Source organism: Collibacillus ludicampi, from assembly GCF_023705585.1.
GTDB classification, from domain to species: domain Bacteria; phylum Bacillota; class Bacilli; order Tumebacillales; family BOQE01; genus Collibacillus; species Collibacillus ludicampi.
Genome location: NZ_BOQE01000001.1, coordinates 1,173,702 through 1,194,093, shown reverse-complemented (window position 1 = coordinate 1,194,093; position 20,392 = coordinate 1,173,702). Strand labels below are relative to the sequence as shown.

The following is a 20,392-nucleotide window of genomic DNA, read 5'->3' as shown; positions in this document are numbered from 1 at the left end:
CGATACAAAGGTGGATCACAGTGAATCTTTCATTCGCGAAAAGAGAACAGTGCCTTCAGTTTTTCCGGTTTTGTCTCATCGGTCTTGTGAATACGTCTGTAAGCTACATCAATTATTACCTGTTCATTCGTATCGGGATAGGGATGGCTGTGAGTTATGCGCTCGCTTATCTTGTCGGAATGATCAGTTCCCTCCTCTTCAATGCGTCCTGGACGTTTGCAGTTCGGCGGATCCATTGGAATATGACGGTGAAGTTTGTGCTGGCAAATCTCTTGGTGGCCGCATGTGGCGAGTGGCTCTTGCGGCCGGTTGTTTACCAACTCCATATTCCCGTCCAATATGCCCAGCTTTTCACGCTGATCCCCACGACCGTACTGAATTTCATGTTGAGCCGGTTTTGGGTGTTTCGCGTTCGTGCCATGGCGTAGTCTGTGTTCGTGTGAGAGGGCATGCAGGAGGTTGCCATGTTAAAAAATTCTCGCTCGCTCAAGTGGTTGCTTGCGATTCTCGTTCTCGGAACGGGGATTCGTCTGGCATGGATCTATTATGTAAATACACAACCGATTTCCGACTTTAAACATTACCATGATCTTGCGCTCTCTTTGTTGCATAACGGCACGTATACGATGCCTGAAGGGCTCGATTATATCAAAGAGAGCACGCCGTTTATCAAGCAAGGGGTATCCTATCCGAGCGCGTTCCGCCCTCCCGGATATCCTTTTTTTCTTGTTTTGGTTTATTCTTTGGATCCGTCCATTCTCGCCGCCAAAATCGCCAATGTACTTTTGAGTCTCGTATGGATCGTCTGCGCTTATCTGCTCGTTCGCCGCTATTTCAATGAACGCACTGGATTGTGGGCCGCGCTTCTCACGGCTGTTTTTCCGCCTGCCGTCAGTTATACAAGCCTTTTGAGCACGGAGATTCTTGCGGTTACCTTAATCCTCGTGATTTTGTGTTTTTTCGCCTATCGTACAGGAGGACGGTGGAATCCGTTACTCTTAGGAACGTTTATGGGCATGTTAAGTCTGGTCAAACCTCAATACGCAGTTTTTCCCGCCCTATACGCGTGTATGTTGTGGTGGGAGAGAAGGGGGCAAAGGCTTCAGCAAAAGAGATCGGCGGGTGCGCAGGGATGGACGGAGCGGAGAAAAGGATTGTGGTCACGCATTTTCTCGATCAGTGTTCCCGTAATTTATGCCGGTGTGTTCATGGCGCTCGTCATCTCTCCATGGACGTTGCGGAACTATCTGGTGTTTCATCGTTTTGTTCCGATTTCCACCAACGGGAATTTCGTTTTGTACATCAATAATAATGATCTCAACAAAGGGATGTACATGGATCCGATGAAGGTACCGCATTCGATATTTAAAACCGACCGCATTCTGGATGAAAAGGGCGAGTATAACGAAGTGGATGCGATGCAACTGGCACGCCAAGAAGCCGTGCGATGGATCACGACTCATCCGCGCGACGCATTTTTGCTAGGGCTAGACCGTCTGGCAGTCAGTTACTTCAATGTCGGCCGGGAGATTGAGGAATGGACGATGTCGAATGCGGAGATTCGATTTGATCAGGTGTGGGTTCAACCATTGATGCAGGGAGCGCGTGCAGCCGCATGGGTCGTTGTAGGCGGCGGTTTGCTGTACAGTTTGATCCTCCTGTTTCTTTTTCTTCGTCGCAGGCCGTTGAACGTTTTGCATAAAATCAACTTGCTGTTTATCGTTTTTTCTACTTTGGTGATTTTCGCCACGGAAGGACAAGCGCGTTATGTGTTTGTGATCGATCCGTTTTTTCTCATCGGTGTGAGCTGGATGATCGAACGGCTGACTCAGGCGATCACTCATGAAGGAGAAGAAGTATAAGCGGTTATACGACAGGCCCGGGAACATGACCCGGGCTTTGATTGTCAGTGCACCGGATGAAATGAAATAGTCGGATTTTTATTAATGTCGTTTACATTCGTTAGCTTTTGTTAAAGGCAGCTACTTTGAAAACTAGTGCTTGGGTGGGTGTATCGCTTTGCGCTTGGGTTCGATGAAGGTCGTCTTTGAGGCATATGCTTTGCGTTCATGCTCCGTGGAGGTCGTTTCAGCGGGTATATGCATTGCGCTTATGCTCCGTGAAGGTCGTCTCGCATGGAATCATAATCAAATGTTGCGAGACGACCTTCAAAGTCGCTATTACGCGCAATGCATATACCCTTTTACATCCGAAAGGAGGCGAGACGATCTCCAAAGTCGCTGTTTCACGCAAAGCATATGCCCTCTAAATGAGATATAGGGAAGCGGAACGACCTTCAACTCACCTCTGCGCTGCAAAGCGATACAACCCACCCAAAAGATACTCCGTTGCATTAGGAAGCTTAAATCTCTCTTCCCGCACAAGAAACTTTTCATCCTCTGATGGCGCCGCTTGCGGAGTGAAGGGTTACTTTGAGAATGAATGGCCTGTGGGTACATACTTTGTGTTCGTGCTATACATCGAATGACTCAAAAAGTCAATAGTGAATGTAAAGAAGAATTTCATGATTATCCCATATTTATTCCATACTTCTGAGGTACTCTTAACCTATCAAATCATACTTGCATTGAGGTGATAGGACATGAAGAAAATGGTTACCACTCTGTCGGTTCTCTCCACTCTTTCTTTGAGCGCTGTGCCTGCATTTGCGCAAAGCAACGGGAATATCAAGATTGTCGGCAAAGGACATGCGGTGCAAAACATCCACATTACCAATACGACGAACATTATCAACAACAAAATAGAATTGAACGATATCAATGGGCACTGGGCGGAAAAGTATATTCGCGATCTTGTGGGCAAAGGGATTTTGTCCGGAAAAGGGAATAAACGTTTCGAGCCGAATGCTACCGTAAAAAGAGACGAATTCGCGACGATGGTCACACGTTATTTTCACCTGAAAAATACGTCCAACACGCAAGATTTCAATGATGTACCGCCGAATAGCTGGGAATTTAAATACGTGGAAGCGGCGAAAGATTATTTTGATAAATTCCGCGATCTGATCGGCGGCTATGATTTCCATCCGGAAGATGGAGCGCGTCGTCAAGATGTTACGGTCACATTGGTAAAAATCCTTATGCAGTTGGATCCGAGCATTCAGTTGATGGATGCAGACTCTGCCGATCAACTGTTGCACGAAAACTTCAGTGATGCGGATCAAATAACCCCCGCACTACGTCCGTATGTGGCAACCGCCGTCAAATATGATCTGGTACACGGAAACAAAGACGGCACCTTTGCGCCGAATCGTGTTCTTACACGTGCCGAAGCGGCTACCTTGTTAGATCGATTGCAAAACACAGGCGTTGCGGTGGATGTTGGTTCGACAACCACCACGAGCGGTGATGCGACGAGTGCAGGAACCACGGTCAGCGATACGGGTACTGATAGCGGCACGATCGATGGAACTTCTTCTACCGGAACCACCGAAGACGATGGATCAACAGTTACCGTTGGTGATACGACGGGGACGAGCGGTACAACGACTTCCGGAACCGGCTCAGACAATAATTCGACAACGACCAATACGACCACAGGGACAACAGGAACTGCTTCCAGCGGAACCAACACGGACAATGGTTCTTCAACCGTGGGCGGGACAACTACAAGTACGAGTGATTCCACGACCGGAAACAGTACAGATAATGGCTCGACAACCGCAAGCGGTACGACGGCGGGCACCGATGGAACCACTTCTGCCGGAACAGGAGCCACAAATAGCACGACAACAACTGCTAGCAATCAATAGTGCTGTGGTAAAACGAACAGAAGGTACTTCCGCGCGGGGGTAGACAAGGAGACAAAATCATCTCTTTTCACCTCAGGGTTCGACACGCATGGACAGCATCGGATGTCTATTCCCCGGGAAATCTGTCGATGAAGGCTTGAGTTAAACTCTATCCACGGGAATCAGAACTCTGGTTATGCAGCGCTTTCGGGTTGCAAATGCTAACTTTTACTTACGGCGAACTTTTAAGCTAATTTTTTCGGCTAATTTCTATTTCGGATATTTTTTATCTCGAAAGGGGCTGTCCCAAAAGTAGATAAAATCTACTTGGGAGAGCCCCACTTTAAATTTGAATTTTTCACTTCATGTTACATCTTTCTTTTTGAAAAAGCTATTTGGCTTTTTTCTGTATCCTTTGTCCTAACCGACGCTTTCTTGAGGAGATTGGCAAGACGAATCACGCTAACTTCGATGTTGACTTTTGACAGTCCGCACAGACGAAAACGACGGAACTACCGATTTCTTTGGTGAGGGATGATGCCCAGACGACCAATGAAGTCATGTGCATTGCATAGTTGCTCGTACTGACAAGAGAATGGATACGAGGATATGATAGGAATCGTAGATGTTGAGGGGCCATTATGTTGAGGTGATGGAATACATAAAAAGCCACCAACGAAGGTGGTGTATCACATGAAGAAATTTAATACCGATTCTTTAATCGCCAAGAAAGGTGCTATACCAACGGCTAAAAAAGCGAGAGAGATTCCAGTCAGAAAATGAATAATAGTTTTCAAGTGAAATCATCCCCTTCGGGAAATGTATTGATATTAATATTATGCTTTCGAAACAAATATGTCAAATAATTTTTGGGGGATAATAATAGTTAATGATTGTAAATCGAAATTAGGTAAAGCCACACTTGGTCTATCCCTTGACTCTATCAGATTCCTTCCTTATAATTACCCGTATATAACTGAAGATCATAACCCGCTCAAACTATGCATGCTACTGTCATAACGGCAGTAGCATGTGTCATTTTTAGGGGTTATGAAATGATTCTTATTCTTAATTGCATGATTTCAAAAGAAGGTGGGGACCGGATGAACGAGAAAGCGGTAATGGAACACGTGGAGAATCATTTTATGGCTTCCGAATTCGTACGCGACGTTGTGATCGGCATGGCGGATGGTTTAACGGTACCTTTTGCTCTCGCCGCCGGATTGTCGGGCACATTATCATCATCATCCCTGGTTGTCATTGCGGGTTTGGCGGAGATCGCGGCCGGTTCGATCGCGATGGGACTCGGCGGATATCTGGCTGCACGCACGGAGCGTGACCATTATTTGGCCGAGTTGGAGCGGGAACGCCGGGAAATTATCGAACTGCCGCATCGTGAAAGAGAAGAAGTTGCGGAAATCTTGAGCAGTTGGGGAATGGAAGACAAGGATGTCGCGTCTGCTGTTGAATCGATCAGCAAAGACTATGATCGTTGGGTGGATTTCATGATGAAATTTGAATTGGGTCTGGAAGAACCGGATCCCAAACGGGCGCGAAACAGTTCGCTCACCATTGGATTGTCCTATATCATCGGCGGACTTATCCCTCTCTTGCCTTACATGTTCCTTCAGAATATAAAAACCGGTCTGTTTGTATCTGTGATTGTTACGCTTCTTGCACTGTTTATTTTCGGCTATGCCAAAGGTAAATTTATGGGTACCAAACCTTTCAAAAGTGCTTGGCAGACGATGTTGGTGGGAGGATTGGCAGCAGGAGTCGCTTATATGGTAGCCAAATGGATCTCTTGACCGAAAAATCGTACTGTCGGAAGGAAACGGCGTGAAAACTGAAAGGGAGCAACTTTCTTCGCGTTTCTCTCAGAGGAATACTTTTGGTAGAATAAGTCTTTGTGTGGTAAATGTTAACTAACAGTATTTCTCATGTTTTTTTACCCAAAAGAGAGACTAAATACCAAAGGGAGTTTAAGGAGGGAACATGCATGCGGAAGTTGTTTCGGAGGATGAGTCGATCAGGCTTGTTTCTTTTTCTCATCTGGATGACGCTGTTTCCATTCAGGACAGCACCTGCATATGCGGAAGAAGTGACAATGCCCCAAGCGGGGATATCCGTGACGCCGACAGCTTCGATCGCTGCCGCCGCGGAAACGGAAGATCCGGTCATGCGTTTTCAAGTCTTTTCCGATGTACATGTGATGGCATCCAATGATCCATGGCAAAAAACCGCATCGCAGAAATTTATTGCCGCTCTTGAAGACATTCGCCCGTTTCAACCTGATTTTTTGGTGATTAACGGTGATCTGACTAACGGAAAAGCGGGCGACTATCAACTTCTTAAAGAAATTCTGCAAAAGTATGCACCTTGGCCAATGTATCCGACGATGGGGAATCATGAGTATTACGAAGTTTTTACAAACAAGAACGTCACCGATCTTGAGCTCAGATGGCGCTTTGACAATGCATTTCAACTGGACAACCCCTACTATGACCGCTATATAAAAGGATATCATTTTATCTTTTTGGCGCCGGAAGAGTTCAAGGCACATTATAAACAGATTGCGGACGGAGCTTATATCAGTAAAGAACAATTGGCTTGGTTCCGCGATACGTTGGCCAAGGATCAAGGGTTGACATTTGTCTTCTTGCACCAACCTCTCGATCACACGGTCACACAAAGCGATCCCGGAAGCGTACAGCAGAGCGAGGAGATCCGCAAAATTTTGCGCGAGCATCAAGGTCCGATCATTTGGTTTTCCGGTCATACGCATGCATCGATGTTGCACAGCGACCAGATCCGCAAGTTGGAAAATGTCCTCTATGTCGGCGGTTCCTCGACGTTCACGGTTGATAATTCACTTGATAAGAGTGAAAGCCGTATGGTTGAGGTGTATAACGACCGCATTGTCCTGTGGGTACGGGATCATATAGCGAAGAAGTGGGTACATCCTTTCGTGTATCCCCTTCGATAAATCATACCGTTGGGGCTCGCCGCATATACATAGGTCGTCCATGATTTCATGATTACGGTTTCGCCCATTTCTTTGTAAAGGGGGAGGAGCGGTGCAACGCGGACAACGGATCTTTCCTGCGGTTTATCTCACGATGTTGATCGGATTGGGTTTGCTTTCTTGGTGGGTCTATGTAGATCCGTCAACTTCCGGTACATATCCGTCAGGGGATCCGGCGAACCCACTGTCGTTCATGTCGCCGGATCAATTGGCAAAGGCCGTATCGTTCTCACGGACGAAAGAAGCGATTTACTTTGCCTCCCAAGGGTATGAATGGCTTGTGTATCTGTTGATCCTTGCTTTCGGGTTGTCCGCTCGCTTTCGCACATGGGCCGCGCGCATGTTCAAGCGGTCGTTTGGGCAAGCCGCTTTATTCACTGTCCTTCTGATGTTCACACTCAGTTTGCTTGAATTGCCGGTTCGCTATTTTTCTTATCGAGTCAACCGGGAGTACGGATTATCCAATCAAGTGCTGGGCGATTGGTTGACGGATCTGGGAAAAAGCTGGCTGGTTTCTGTGATCATCGCGGTTCCGCTTGTATGGATGGGGTATGCGATCGTGCGCAAAAGTCCGAAACGGTGGTGGTTCTGGTATTGGCTGGCTTTCATTCCGGTGATCGTTTTTTTGATGTTTATTCAACCGCTTGTCATCGATCCCCTTTTTAACAAATTTCAACCGTTGCAAGATCAGGCGTTGAAGGCGGACATCTTGTCACTCGCGCATCAGGCGAATATCCCGGCGGATCAAGTGTATGAAGTGGATATGTCGACGAAGACCAATGCGGTGAACGCCTATGTGAACGGGATTGGACCCAGCGCTCGGATCGTCTTGTGGGATACGACATTGAAGAAACTTTCCCATGATGAGATTCTCTTTATCATGGGGCATGAGATGGGGCACTATGTCATGCACCATGTGGTGTGGGGGATGCTCGAATCCATCGGTGGATTGTTCATCCTGTTGTGGGTTTTATCCCGTTTGTTGCCCCATCTGATCGCACGGTACGGGAACCAATGGGGCGTTCGCTCCTTGTCCGATCATGCTTCCCTTCCTCTCGTTTTATTGGTCGTGTCGATCGTATCATTCGCCACCTCCCCTCTGGAAAACTATATCAGTCGCGTGTATGAACACGCGGCGGACGTGTACGGGATTCAGATGACAGGGAAACCGGGCGTAGCGGTACATGCTTTCCAAAAATTAGCTTCCGAGAGTCTTAGTGAACCTAATCCTCCTTCGGTAGTTAAATTTTTCCTGTATGACCATCCGACACTCTCGGAGAGGATCGCTTTTGCGGAGAGTAAAGAAAGAAAATAGAACCAGATAGGATCAAAAGATGAAAACAGCTTTGATCATTTTCTGGAGGCTTCGTATTGAAGTCAAAACAAAAATGCAGCCGCCTGTTGCGAGGCAAGCTGCATTTTTTGTTTGTTGACTTGGATCATCCGTACACATGGAATACCGATCAAAATGCCACTCAAAAATTCTCTTAATTCTAAAATCATTGACGAAATGGATATATCATATATAATATATTATATATGATAACCATCCTTTGAATGGAGATGTTAGTTTGGATCTGAAACTGCCGAGTCCTGTCCCTTTACGTATTCAGGCGTATAACATTTTAAAGGAAGCAATCATTAGCGGGGTTTTAAAAGAAAATGAAATGATCACTGAGCGGCGCGCTCAAGAGCAGTTCCATATAAGCCGAACACCTTTTCGTGAGGCGATTCAAACACTGGAAGCGGAAGGGTGGATGTATACGATTCCTTATAAGGGGACTTATGTCAGCCCTATTACTGCTAAAGAAATAGAAGATATATTCGAACTTCGATTGATTCTTGAGACCTCCGTAGTACGGAAAGTCCAATCCGAGATCGACAATCAGAGTCTGAATCGGTTAGAAGCACTCGTTACATTGATGGAAACGGAAATGGCCAAAAAAAATATTTATCAATTTATTATTTTGGATCGGGATTTTCATCGAGTTTTATACGAATTAGCAAACAATGACAGACTTTTAACAATTTCCGAGCAAATTTCAGATATGATGCGCAGAATTGGCGTAAAGGCTCTTCACAGTTTGCCGAGATGGCAGGATGTAATTAAGGAACATCGGAAAATTATTGAAGGCTTAAGAGAAGGAAGAGCGGAGGAAGCGATCATCGATCATTTGAAGAAGACAGAAGAAGAGGTAAAAAAAACCTATGAGGAGTAGATGAGGGTGAATCAGTTAACATTTTCTTTACCAAACGGGAAAGTACTTTCATTACACGTAGCGAAAAGTGTTTGTATCGGATATTCCGGTCGAAACCAGGAAGCGGTCAGAATGCACATAGAAGAATTAGCACATGAGGGAATTCCGGCACCTCCTGAAGTCCCGATGGTCTATCCGATCAGTAACTTACTGGTTACACAAGACAAGGATATTCAAATCTTAGGTGAACAAACCTCTGGAGAAGTGGAATTTGTAATCCTCATTTCCTCTGACGGGAAATTTGTCAGCGTAGGCTCCGACCATACCGATCGTAAACTTGAGGCGATCAGCATCCCCTATGCAAAACAAGCATGCCCCAAGCCGGTTGCAACTGAGGCGTGGCCGTTAGAAGAAGTCCTTGTGCACTGGGATCAAATCCATTTAACTTGTGAAATCAAAATGAATGATCAATGGGAATTGTACCAAGAAGGCTCCTTGGCCTCTGTACTCCCCGTTCATGAGATACTTGAATTTGCCCATAAACGTAATTGTATTGATGAAAATGGAAGCGTATTATTTTGTGGAACTGTGCCGATTCTTGAAGGAAAATTCAAATACGGTTCGGCCTATCGCCTAACCATGACGGATCCTGTTTTCGATCGATCGATCGTTCATGTTTATAAGGTGGAAAACATTTTCGCGAATTAAGGAGGCAAACGTATGAAGATCGCAGTATGTCAAATGAATGTCATTCAAGGGGACAAAGAGAAAAATAGAAAAACCGCGGAGACCTACATAGACGAAGCCGCGCAGAATGGCGCAAAAGTGATCGTTCTGCCTGAGATGTGGACAAGTGGATACGATTTTGCTCGGTTAGCGGAACATACCGAGACGCTTGACGGACCTACGAGTCAATTTCTCTCTCGAAAAGCATCGGAACATCAAGTATACATTGTAGGCGGTTCTTTCCCTATTCAATTGGATGGCGGTGTGAAGAACACATCGATTACCTTTGATCCACAAGGGAATGCCATTAATGTCTATAGCAAAATACATTTAATCGGTTTGATGGAAGAAGACAAATATTTAACATCTGGTGTCGAGTACAACATTTATGAAATTGAGCAGTTTTCTGCTGCCACGATTATCTGTTACGACTTAAGATTTCCTGAACTCATCCGGAGTTATGCTCTTGATGGTGCATGTGTCTTGTTTGTGCCCGCTCAATGGCCCATTCAAAGGGAACAACATTGGCTTGCTCTGTTGCGCGCGCGAGCGATTGAAAACCAATTGTACGTGATCGGCGCCAATATGGCTGGCAGAAATGAAAACGATGTATTTAACGGACACTCGATTGTTTACGATCCATGGGGAGAAATCGTTGCGGAAGCGGGATCAGAGCCTGTCATCTTGTACGCGGATATAGACTTGAATATGGTGAAAACGGTTCGCGAACGAGTGCCCGTCTTTAAAGATAGAGTTCCGAATCTGTATCGTTGTTAAAAGGAGGAGAATCGGTATGGCGCAAACAGTTTTTAAAAATAAAACGGAGACCGTAACTCCGGCACCTACACGCGTGCGGTGGTGGCTGGCTTTTGTGTTTTTCTTGATAGGGCTTGTCGCCTATATGGATCGCTCAAATATTTCTGTTGTGGCTGGAGCCATGATGAAAGATTTTCACATGGATAAGGTACAGTTTGGTTGGCTCAACTCCTTATTCTCCATAGGATATGCAGTATCTCAAATACCCGCAGGTCTACTCGCCGAACAATTTGGCGCCCGATCGATTGTGTCGCTCGCGTTGGTCTGGTGGTCTGTTTTTACGATGCTAACCGCTGCTGTCTCTTCTTATGGTCTATTGGCGTTCGTACGTTTCTTGTTTGGCGTAGGCGAAGGGCCCATGTATCCGGGAAACGCCGTATTCAATTCCTATTGGTTCACGAAAGAAGAAAAGGGAAGGGCCTCCAGTGCCCTCTTAGCCGGTTCTTATTTCGGTCCGGTCATTGCGCCTTCGATTACTGTTGCTATTGTTGGAGTTTGGGGTTGGCATTCCGTCTTCTACGTTTTCGGAATGATTGGAATTTTGTTAGCGGTCGTATGGTTTATGTTGGGACGAAACAGACCCGAACAACATCCACTTGTTAACAAGGCAGAACTGACGATCATTTCAAACGGGAGGTCTATCGATACAGAAAGAAAAGCGAAAGCGCCTTGGGGAAAATTTCTTAAGAACGGACGCTTTTGGGCGCTGGGGCTACAATACTTTGTTGTGCTTTACATCGTAACGTTCTTTTTGGTGTGGTTACCTACTTATTTGCAGGAAGCGCGTAACTTCTCGCTCTCTAAGATGGGATTCGCAGCCAGCTTTCCTTGGCTCGCAATCTTCGTGAGTGTGATGACAGGTGGAGCATTTTCTGATCGATTGATCCGTAAAGGAAAATCGAGGTTACTTGCCCGTGGTGGATTAGTAATTGCAGGATTGTTCGTCTTTACAGTAGCGATGTACTTAGCGGCACACGCAACACAACCTCTTATGAACGTGGTGTGGTTAACGATATCTCTCGGAGCTCTTGGGTTGCCTGTTGTTTCGTCGTGGGCTGTTGCGAATGATTTGGGAAATGAATTTGCTGGTTCCGTTTCAGGATGGATGAACCTTTGGGGGAATATCGGGGCTTTTTTATCGCCAATCGCATGTGGATGGTTGGCGCAGAATCTTGGCTGGGAGACTACTCTATTACTCAGCATTGTTCCCGTTCTGGGTGCGATTCTCTTGTGGTTTGGTGTTCGACCCGACCGTCCGCTTGTTTAGGCTGGGACTGAATACAGGAACGAACGATTGATTCAGAACTTTATAACTGCTTTGTAAAATAGTCCTTTATTTCGATAAGAAATAAAGGGCTATTTTGTTTTTGATGTTCTGTGCAAGTGTATGATGCCTCAGGCTGTTGCTAACGATATCCCCCATTTCCTCCAACCTACAAAAAGTGACAAGTTCTAGCGAAAAATTTACTAGATGTAGCAGGGGTTCCAACTTTTTTGTCGAAAAAGATTGTGTCAATAATTAGGAAGGATGTTGTCGAGTGAGTAGGAGTTGGAAGACGTATAGGAAGCGTTTATCTATGACTGCTCTCGCGGGAGCTGTCGCGATGACGCAGTGGTTACCTCTTTCCGTCAGTTACGCAGCAACACCTTTTCTTGATGTACCGGAAGGCTACTGGGCCGAACCGGCGATCTCCGCTCTCGTTTCCCAAGGTATCGTTTCCGGAAAAAGCAAAGACCGCTTTTACCCCAATGACCAGTTGACACGTGCGGAATTTGCCACCCTCTTGGTAAGAAGCTTGAATCTCCCGCTGGATAAGGACACAACCCCGGTTTTTCAGGATGTAAGCAAAGATCACTGGGCGTTTCCTTATATCCAGACTGCTTACAAGAACCATTTGATCAGCGGGATTTCCGAGAACGAATTCGGCCCGGAGCAAAACATCACCCGTCAAGATATGGCCGTGATGATCGCGAACGCTCTGCAAGTGAAGCAAGTGCCCGATTCCGTACTCAACTCATCATTGTCTTATCGTGATGTGAACGATATTGCCGATTATGCGAAAAAGCCGATTGCCGCTTCCGCATATCTCGGTGTGATGTCCGGGTATCCAGATCGTTCGTTTCAACCGCTCGATCATGCGACACGTGCGGCGGCAGCTTCGGTGATCGCCCATATGATCCATGTGCCGGATGATAAACTCCGCGAACTCCGTGAAGAACCGCAACCGGAAACCCCGCCCGAGAAACCGGTGGAAAAACCCAAAGGTTCCGTGAGTATCTATCCGCAAACCGTTTCCTTGGTGAGCGGGGCCACACAAAGGTTTACGGTTACGGCGTTGGATCCTGACGGAAATGTGGTTTCCCTTCCCGTCAAATGGTCCGTCAGCGGAGGAATCGGCACAATCGACGACAAAGGCCTCTTTACCGCACAAACGGGTGGCACAGGCCAAGTGACGGCGACTGTCACATACCCGGATGGGACCGTGTTGACAGGCAGCGCCCAAGTCGAAGTGAAAGGCCAGATTCAGCGTCTGGAGATCCTTCCTGATTCCCTGTCGACAACAGTGGGGCAAGAGACGAAATTGACGGTGAACGGCTACGACGGCAACAATAAACAGATCGCAAATCCGCCGGTCGTTTGGAGTGTGAGCGGAGATATCGGTGAGGTTAAAGACGGTGGCGTCTTTGTCGCGAAGAAGGCAGGCAAAGGAACCGTCACGGCGACTTTGCAAGGACAAGGACAGGGTTCATCGACCGTCTCCAAAAGCATCGATGTGACCGTCGCCGATTCTCAGCCGAATCCCGGTCAGGGTAATCCTGGTCAGCCCAACCCCGGCCAAACGAATCCAGGCTCGGCAGACGGCAAACATCTCGCATTCACCTCCACCAATTACGGTTCAATCAAGCCGACCCAAACAGTCACATTAACTCTCAATGTGAAAAACAAAGACGGCCAGGTGGATACGAGTGACAACGGCAGGGTGATCACAATGATCATCAACGGTCCGGACGGAAGCCAAACGTTGCAAGCGCAGACTGTGAACGGTACTGTCAATTTCGCCGTGAGCAAAACGCGGGCGGGTACATATACGGCCAACGTTTCCGCCAATGGGATAACCCTTGACGCGCCCGCATCGTTTACGGTCGTTCCCGGTGATGCGGCACAGATGAGCGTACATGTGGCGCCTTCCACGTTCATCAAGCCCCTGCAAACGGTGACGCTTCAGGTGAATGCACAAGACGCGTGGGGCAATGCGATCACTTCCGGAGTGAAATTTAGTGCTGACGATAACAACCGGGGAACGTTCGGAACGACAGATAACCCGATGGTGGGAACATTCACGCCGAAAAACATCAAAGGTCCTTTGACGATCCAAGTGACGATCGGCAACAAGACGATCTCGAAACCGGTGTATGTCTATACGGAAGCGGCCGATCTTGTCCGCGGCAAAGGAGACTGGATGATGTGGCGCGACTGGAAGAACTACCCGGTTCAAGACACGATCAATCGCCTCAAGGCTGCGGGCGTCACACATGTGTACCTGGAAGTCTCCACAACGATGGACGGTTTCTACGGACAAGATGCGCTGGACGATTTCCTCCCGAAAGCGCACGACGCGGGCATCGCCGTACTTGGATGGATTTATGCCGACTTGAAAGATCCGTGGAAGGATGCGTCACAGACTGTCAATGTGATCAATTATAAGACACCCAGCGGTGACCAAGTGGACGGTCTCGCGGCTGACCTCGAAGAGAATCTCAGTGCTTACAACATCGAGCAGTTCTCGAAAGGAATCCGCGACAATTTCGGTCCTTATTATCCGATGATCGCCGTGGTGTATCCGGCGACATGGAGACCGAACCTGCCTTGGTCCACATTGGCGAAGTACTACGATGTCATGGCGCCGATGGTGTACTGGCATTACAAGGAAAGACCTTACACCTATACGGATGCGTACAATGCGATCAAAGACGAAATCGCCGCGATGCACAATAAGGTAGGCGACAAGCCTATCCATATCATCGGCCAGTCCTACAATATGTTTGATTCCTGGCAATATCCGACCGCCGATGAAATCAAAGGGGCCATGCAAGCGGCAAAAGACGGCGGTGCCGTCGGCTATTCCACCTATCGCGGACGCACAGCAACCGATTATGAGTGGAACCAATTTGCTAGCTTCCCATGGTAACCATATGTCGTATAGCGGCTCCATCACAGAATAAAAAATTTCTTGAGCGGTAAGAGAGATTAGATGATGTACAAGCAATGGAGTGGCTTTTGGGTGGGTCGTATCGCTTTGCAGCGCAGAGGTGAGTTGAAGGTCGTTCCGCAACCTCTGTTAAGAATCCGGGTGGGACGACCTTCATCGAACCCAAGCGCAAAGCGATACACCCACCCAAGCACTCGTTTAATAAGAGACAGGATGCATGAGACATCCTGTCTTTTTCTTTATGTGTCCGGAATGAAAGCATACGGGTTTCGTTTATACTTTTATACATCGTGTGAAAAGACAAAGAGAATGATGCTTTATCATGTATAATCATTGAATTTTATGTTTCATATAACATGGGAAACAAAGGAATATTAACGTTTCGGCTGATGTCTCTAAACGAAAGGGAGAAAGAGAGGTTCGGTTGATGAGAACCATGTTTACAAATGGAAGCATCTATACACTGGATGAAAACAATCCGCAGGTTGAGACCATCATCGTCGAAAACGGAAGGATTCTTGATCTGGGAACACACCGGGATATGATGCTTCAATGGGGAAGGCCCGGAACGAAAATCGTTGATTTGCAAGGCAAGATGGCCACACCAGGGCTTGTTGACAGTCATCTTCATCTTTCGGGGGTTGCGTTAAAGTTCCTTGAACTCGATTTGACCGGAGTAAAATCAAAAAGGGAAATGTTGGATAAGATCAGAGAAAAAGCCAATACACTTCTGCCGGGTGAATGGCTGTTGGGCGGGGGATGGGATGAAAACCAGTTTGAAGACGGTACGATTCCTACTCTCGAAGAATTAGATCAAATCGCTCCCCATTGTCCCGTGTTTTTGGGAAGGATCTGCTGCCACGCATTCCTTGTGAACAGTAAGACTTTCGAAATGAGTGGTTTTGATCCATCCTCAACGATTCCCCCTGGGGGGACGGTTGTTCTTGACCCGGTTACCCGAAAACCGACAGGTTTGCTTCTTGAATCGGCTTCAAACCTGATTACCCGACACATCCCGGAGAGATCCTACGATGAATTAAAACACGCGTTGAAACAAGCGATGGAACTTGCGTTGAGAAAAGGGTTAACGAGTGTTCATACCGATGATCTCCGCTACTTGGGAGGACTCGATCAAACGTATCGAATGTATCGAGAATTGATTGAAGAAGAACAAATCGGTTTGAGCTGCAACCTTTTGATTGATTCTACATACGTAAAAGCACTAAACGAAAGAGGGATGTACGCCGGATACGGAAATCACAGGCTCCGGATTGGGGCCGTCAAGATTTTTGCCGATGGCGCATTAGGAAGGAGAACGGCGTTGCTTTCCGAGCCTTATCATGATGCCCCGGATCAATTTGGAGAGGCGATTCATGATCAAGAAACACTTTATGAGATCATCCGTGAAACGCGGGAATATTCCATGCCTGTCGCCGTTCACACAATCGGGGATCAAGCCCTCGAAAACGTCTTGCAGATCCTCGATCAATTTCCATCTGTCGCTTATCGTGACAGGCTCATACACGTTCAGATCCTGCGTGAGGATCTCATTCATCGCTTGGTTCATCCCAGCCGTATCGCCGACATCCAACCCAGATTCGTTGTCGGTGATTTCCCTTGGGTTATTGAAAGGCTTGGAAAAGAAAGAATGCTGAATTCCTATCTGTGGAAAACAATGATTTCTTCCGGAGTCATGTGTGCGGGCGGGTCGGATGCACCGGTAGAACCCATTGATCCCCTTCTGGGGATTCATGCCGCCGTCACACGCAGGGCACCGTGGGAGTCGCATCAAGGCTGGAACGAAAAAGAGAAATTGTCGATGCTTGACGCCGTCAAGTTATTTACACGGGGTGGTGCCTTGGCAACAAATGAGGAACACGAAAAAGGAACGATCACAAGAGGAAAATGGGCCGATGTCACTGTCTATTCGAAAGACCTTTTCTCAATGGAAGATCCGGACGAGCTTTTGGACACAGAGATTGAAATGACCATCACCGAAGGGGACATTCGTTATCAGCGATAGGCGATATAAAACAATGGAGGGTTGCGGATGAAAACACGCGCAGTGAGATGGCAGACGAAAGCGGGACTCGTGAACCTGTTATCGAAACTAGTGAAGATCCCCAGTGTAACAGGTTCGAAAGCAGAAATCGCGATCGCGGAAACTGTTGAACAGGAACTGCGAACATTGCCATATTTTCAGGAAAATCCGGGACACGTACAAGTGCATCCGTTGCATGACGGGCGTAAGCTGGTTACTGCGCTTGTCAAAAAAGATGAAGATACAAGAAACACGATCATTCTGCTCAGCCATTTTGATGTGGTGGATGTACAGGATTACGGAAAATGGCAGTCGCTCGCTTTCCAGCCGCAAGAGCTTACCGAAACGTATTCTCGTCATAAAGATGAGATGCCTATCGATGTACAGCGGGATATGGAACGAGGGAATTGGCTGTTCGGACGGGGAATCATGGATATGAAATGCGGGCTCGCATTACATATGTCGATGATCGAGCAAGCGTGTGCAGGTTCGTTCGCGGGCAATCTGCTCTTGTTGACCGTTCCGGACGAGGAAGTCAACTCGGAGGGAATGAGGGCCGCCGTTCCGATATTGTTGCAGTTGGCCGAAAGTTACGATCTTGAATATAAAGCGTGCCTGAATTCGGAGCCGATGTTTTCCCGTTACCCGGGAGACGAGAATCAATATATCTACACCGGATCCAATGGGAAACTGCTGCCAGGATTTTTCTGTTGCGGAAAAGAGACGCACGTCGGCGAACCATTTTCAGGATTAAATGCAAACTACATGGCCTCACTGATGACGAACGAACTAGAACTGAACACGGAGTTCTGTGAAGTCGTAGAGGGTGAAGTCACACCGCCGCCCACCAATCTCATCTTCAAGGATCTGAAAGAAGCGTATTCCACACAGGTTACCCATCGTGCCGTCACATTGTTTAATCTCTTCTTGATGGAAAAACCGCTGGAAGCCATTGTCGACCACTTGCGCCGATCGGCTGAAAAGGTGGCTCGAGAAATCGAACGGACTTACACGAACAAGGCTCAAAGGTTCGCGCAACTGGAGGGTTATACACCTAAATCTCTACGCGTGAATGTTCTGACGTTTGAAGAGTTGGTCGCGCATGTTTTGCAAACGTACGGCGAAGAAAAAATCAAGGAACTGTTTGACCATGTACTGGTGAATCAAAGGGGCCAAGATGAGCGTGAGGTATCGATCCATATGGTAGATACCCTCTCCCAATTAGCGAAAGAAAAGTGGCCGATGATCGTGCTGTTCTTTGCTCCTCCTTTCTACCCACCTGTAAGCTCGCGGAATCATCCGTTGATCCGGCAGGTCGTGCAAGAAATGATCACCTATGCAAAAGAAAAACACGGCGTCACATTAAAGAAGCAAAATTACTTTTCGGGTATTTCCGACTCCAGTTATACGGGGTTTGGGTTCTCCTCCGCCTCTTTGCATTCCTTGAGTGCCAATATGCCGCTTTGGGAGAAAGGATATTCGCTTCCGGTCGCCGAGTTGGAAGCGCTCAACGTTCCTGTCGTCCATCTCGGCCCCGTCGGAAGGGATGCCCATAAATGGACAGAACGCTTAGATATCGATTTTGCTTTTGAAACACTTTTGGATATGATGCCCGTTGCCATCCGTCTATTATTGCGATAAACACCGTCCTTGTTCAATGGGCGGTTACAGCCGTGCAGGCGGGTTCATTAGAGGATGAAAAGCTCATCCCCCACCTTTGAAGCAGTGGGTGAGGGATGACCGCGTTCGACTTTCACCTATCTGTTCACATCCACAACGACCGTTTTGCCGGTAAACGCATCGATATAACTGAATTTACCCATGTGAATGAAATCCGGTTCGTAAAGCAGTTGGCCCTCCGGAGCGATTTGCATGTGAAATTCAGGCCAGTTATAAAGCAAGTGTAATGGCTGGTCATGCAAAAATGTTTCCTTAGCGACCTCTTCAGAAACCGTATTTTTATTGTCCGGCAGATGGATTGGCTTAAGAACAGGCAAATAGACACCGACGATTTGGCCTGTCACGGCGTCAATTTGCACAGAGTATCCTAAATCGGCAATAGGCACCCCTTGATGGCCGAGATTGAAAGTATACGAGTAAACATGTTCAGGCTTAAAATTCTGCTGAGCCTTCTCTTTTGATGGATCGTACCATTTCGGAGGTTGTTCGAAATTGCTTTCGTCGAACGAAGACATCAGAAATATTTCCTGTTCACCTGTTGGCAGTTGGGATTTCAGGAATTCCAACGCTTTCGTTTGACCTTCTTCTAAAGTAATCGTGGGCTTATCACTGTTTTCATTTTCATTCATAAACAAGCCCATCAACTGACCGCTCTTCGCATCAAATGTCGCGTGCACGAATTTTGGATGTTCTGCAGAACCTCCGGTGTTTTTTTCTGTCCAGTTGAAGTTCCACATCTCTCGATCGGATTCGAACCCGGGATCCTGTTGTTCTTCAAACTGGAATTTCGTTAGATCTAATTTAAAAAAGTCCGTTACGAGACGTTTCGCTTCTTCTTTGTTTTCTGCCTGTAGCGTTTTCCCCAGACCGTCCAAGGTGAATTTCTTAGGCTCTTCATTCCATGACCGGAAAAAGAATGTTTCTGCGGGTTGACCGGTGAGCGCATTGATCGGAGGCACGTTATTCGGCGTGAACATGAGTACGGGGTGTTCAACCCACTTGAACTTGCCGTTCTCATCTCGTTGTGTATATCCCGTCATATACATCTTGTTCATTTTTAACTGCCGGGAGAAGATCTCTTCCGCTTTTGCAAGAGGAATGGCTTTCGCGGGGTCGGGCAGTTTCGAACTGTCAAAGCGGAAGAAAACATTCATCCCGACAACATGGCCGTATGGGTCTACATGAATAGACACACAGTTCGAATGAAACGGGATTCCGTGAACAGTTTCGTAAAAGTTGACGCTTGCGAACCTCCAGCGGTACTCCTTTTTTCCTTTTTGACTGTAAAAACCCATCGTACCGCTACTGACATCGTCCACTTGTACACGGTTGGATAGGTCCGGGGCAATTTTTTTCAAGAAATCGGCGGCCGCTTGCCTGGCTTGCTGGGCGGACGGTTCCTTATCTCCTATCCAGTCGGGATTTTGGCGCGAAAAGTTGAGAAGTTGTCCTGTTTTTGCATCCAATATGGCATGGAGCACATCTCTCGGACCATCTTCATTTTTCTTCTGCGGCTCTTGTTTCAACTGCGTGAAGTTCTCTTTTGAGAAGGTAAGACTCCAGACCGGGTTACTATACATTCCAATGTGATCTGGTACATAATAGGCTTCGGCGTAAGGAAGTTCCTTTAAACCATCAAACAAGTTTCTTACTTTCGCAATCGCCTGATCTTTCTGAATCACATCTGCAGGCACCTGCTGTTTCTGGATTTCTGCTTCCTGTTTTGCCTGAACCGGTTGCTCTGCCCATGCAGACTGGGGAACGGTAGATACCACTGCCGCGAGAACCGTTGCGGTAGCTAGTTTTTGCAAATTTTTCACCTGATCGGCCTCCTTAGCGAAAAAAGTCTATGATCTATCTAGTTATCTTTCCTTCAAATTGGAATTTAACACATCTAGTAAAAATATTCTAATTTATGGATAGTATAGATTGCAAATTATCGCT

Annotated in this window: 14 protein-coding genes; 13 read left to right on the top strand and 1 reads right to left on the bottom strand. The window is 47.1% G+C overall.

Features of this window, described 5'->3' with window-relative positions; genetic code table 11:
- Positions 1 to 20: 20 nt before the first annotated feature.
- The 13 genes from DNHGIG_RS05955 (at position 21) to DNHGIG_RS05895 (ending at position 18,409) form a co-directional block, all read left to right on the top strand.
- On the top strand, positions 21 to 428 hold the full coding sequence (locus DNHGIG_RS05955) for a GtrA family protein (protein WP_282198808.1): 408 nt from the start codon (positions 21 to 23) through the stop codon (positions 426 to 428).
- Positions 429 to 464: 36 nt separating this feature from the next.
- The gene (locus DNHGIG_RS05950) at positions 465 to 1,862 is read left to right on the top strand and encodes an ArnT family glycosyltransferase (protein ID WP_282198807.1); all 1,398 of its coding nucleotides are present in this window, start codon (positions 465 to 467) and stop codon (positions 1,860 to 1,862) included.
- Positions 1,863 to 2,602: 740 nt separating this feature from the next.
- Positions 2,603 to 3,772: an S-layer homology domain-containing protein gene (locus tag DNHGIG_RS05945; RefSeq protein WP_282198806.1), complete on the top strand. Its 1,170-nt coding sequence runs from the start codon at positions 2,603 to 2,605 to the stop codon at positions 3,770 to 3,772.
- Between the two features lie 1,082 nt (positions 3,773 to 4,854).
- Positions 4,855 to 5,559 carry a VIT1/CCC1 transporter family protein gene (locus DNHGIG_RS05940; RefSeq protein WP_282198805.1) on the top strand — a complete coding sequence of 235 codons (705 nt, stop codon included), beginning with the start codon at positions 4,855 to 4,857 and terminating at the stop codon, positions 5,557 to 5,559.
- A gap of 191 nt (positions 5,560 to 5,750) precedes the next feature.
- The gene (locus tag DNHGIG_RS05935) at positions 5,751 to 6,737 is read left to right on the top strand and encodes a metallophosphoesterase family protein (RefSeq protein ID WP_282198804.1); all 987 of its coding nucleotides are present in this window, start codon (positions 5,751 to 5,753) and stop codon (positions 6,735 to 6,737) included.
- A gap of 91 nt (positions 6,738 to 6,828) precedes the next feature.
- A complete protein-coding gene (locus tag DNHGIG_RS05930; protein ID WP_282198803.1) occupies positions 6,829 to 8,091 on the top strand; it encodes a M48 family metallopeptidase in 1,263 nt (420 codons plus the stop codon).
- A 256-nt stretch (positions 8,092 to 8,347) separates the two neighbouring features.
- Positions 8,348 to 8,995, top strand: coding sequence for a GntR family transcriptional regulator (locus tag DNHGIG_RS05925; protein ID WP_282198802.1), 648 nt, complete (start codon positions 8,348 to 8,350; stop codon positions 8,993 to 8,995).
- Positions 8,996 to 9,001: 6 nt separating this feature from the next.
- On the top strand, positions 9,002 to 9,682 hold the full coding sequence (locus tag DNHGIG_RS05920; protein WP_282198801.1) for a DUF2848 family protein: 681 nt from the start codon (positions 9,002 to 9,004) through the stop codon (positions 9,680 to 9,682).
- 12 nt (positions 9,683 to 9,694) lie between these two features.
- Positions 9,695 to 10,477 carry a carbon-nitrogen family hydrolase gene (locus DNHGIG_RS05915; protein ID WP_282198800.1) on the top strand — a complete coding sequence of 261 codons (783 nt, stop codon included), beginning with the start codon at positions 9,695 to 9,697 and terminating at the stop codon, positions 10,475 to 10,477.
- Positions 10,478 to 10,493: 16 nt separating this feature from the next.
- Positions 10,494 to 11,783, top strand: coding sequence for an MFS transporter (locus DNHGIG_RS05910; protein WP_282198799.1), 1,290 nt, complete (start codon positions 10,494 to 10,496; stop codon positions 11,781 to 11,783).
- 310 nt (positions 11,784 to 12,093) lie between these two features.
- A complete protein-coding gene (locus tag DNHGIG_RS05905) occupies positions 12,094 to 14,706 on the top strand; it encodes an S-layer homology domain-containing protein (protein ID WP_282198798.1) in 2,613 nt (870 codons plus the stop codon).
- A gap of 448 nt (positions 14,707 to 15,154) precedes the next feature.
- Positions 15,155 to 16,750 carry an amidohydrolase gene (locus DNHGIG_RS05900; protein WP_282198797.1) on the top strand — a complete coding sequence of 532 codons (1,596 nt, stop codon included), beginning with the start codon at positions 15,155 to 15,157 and terminating at the stop codon, positions 16,748 to 16,750.
- Between the two features lie 27 nt (positions 16,751 to 16,777).
- Positions 16,778 to 18,409 carry a M20/M25/M40 family metallo-hydrolase gene (locus tag DNHGIG_RS05895; protein ID WP_282198796.1) on the top strand — a complete coding sequence of 544 codons (1,632 nt, stop codon included), beginning with the start codon at positions 16,778 to 16,780 and terminating at the stop codon, positions 18,407 to 18,409.
- Between the two features lie 116 nt (positions 18,410 to 18,525).
- On the opposite strand, the gene DNHGIG_RS05890 is transcribed toward DNHGIG_RS05895, so the two are convergent.
- Entirely contained in the window at positions 18,526 to 20,268 is a 1,743-nt protein-coding gene (locus tag DNHGIG_RS05890) for a YcdB/YcdC domain-containing protein (RefSeq protein ID WP_282198795.1), read from the bottom strand.
- Positions 20,269 to 20,392: the final 124 nt, after the last annotated feature.